The organism is Lichenihabitans sp. Uapishka_5 (genome assembly GCF_033947565.1).
Lineage (GTDB): Bacteria > Pseudomonadota > Alphaproteobacteria > Rhizobiales > Beijerinckiaceae > Lichenihabitans.
In genome coordinates this window covers 1-891 of the sequence record NZ_JARPVX010000210.1, presented here as the reverse complement: position 1 = coordinate 891, position 891 = coordinate 1, and the positions used below count along the sequence as shown (strand labels likewise).

Sequence of the window (891 nt, the reverse complement as noted above, 5' to 3'; positions counted from 1 at the left end):
CTGGGATTGACCCGATTCAGTGGACAGTTTTGGAGCTTGCGGGTTAGGGCTCGATCACGGCAGTCTCTCCTCCGGCTTCGTAGACCATTGGTGATCGGTAGCCCAAGCCCGAATGCAGGCGCATCGGGTTGTACCAACCCTCGATGTAGCTGAAGCAGGCCATCCGGGCCTCCGCCTGGGAGCCGAACCGCCGCCGTTGCAGCAACTCGGCCTCGAGCGTCGAGAAGAAGCTCTCCGCCATTGCATTGTCATAGGCATCACCCACCGATCCCATCGACGGCCGGACGCCGGCTTCGCCACAACGTTTGCCGAATGCAACGGACGTATATTGGCTACCCTGATCACTGTGGTGGATGACGTTCTTCGGACGGCGCTGCCCCACGGCCGCCTCCATTGCGTCCAGCACCAACTCCGCCCGCAGGTGGTTCGCCATTGACCAGCCGACGATCTTGCGGCTCCAGGCGTCCAGCACGACGGCGAGGTAGAGGAACCCAGCTGCCGTCGGCACATAGGTGATGTCGGCGACCCAGAGTTGGTCTGGGCCGGAGGCCGTGAAGTTACGGTCGACAAGGTCCGGCGCAGGCCTGGCGTCCTTGTCGCGCACGGTTGTCGTCGGACCGCCATGCCGATGGCTCGCGCCCACCAGGCCCGCCTCGCGCATCAGGCGCGCAATCCGTTTGCGGCCATGTCGCTCGCCCAGGTTCTGGAGATCGGCGTGAACACGGGGTGCGCCGTAAGTCTGGCGCGAACTGCCGTGCACGGTCCTGACCCGCTTCAGCAACGCCGCGTCGGCAACAGCATGGCGGGATGGCGGCCTGTGCCGCCAGGCATAATACCCCGCCTTGGACACGCCGAGCACGCGCGCCATGGTGGAAACCGGAAAGCAGGCCT

At 65.0% G+C, this 891-nt stretch carries 1 protein-coding gene; it reads right to left on the bottom strand.

Annotated elements, in window-relative coordinates; translation table 11 throughout:
- Positions 1-43 precede the first annotated feature (43 nt).
- A partial coding sequence (locus P7D22_RS23230; protein WP_319936608.1) for an IS3 family transposase occupies positions 44-891 on the bottom strand: 848 nt, incomplete at its 5' end.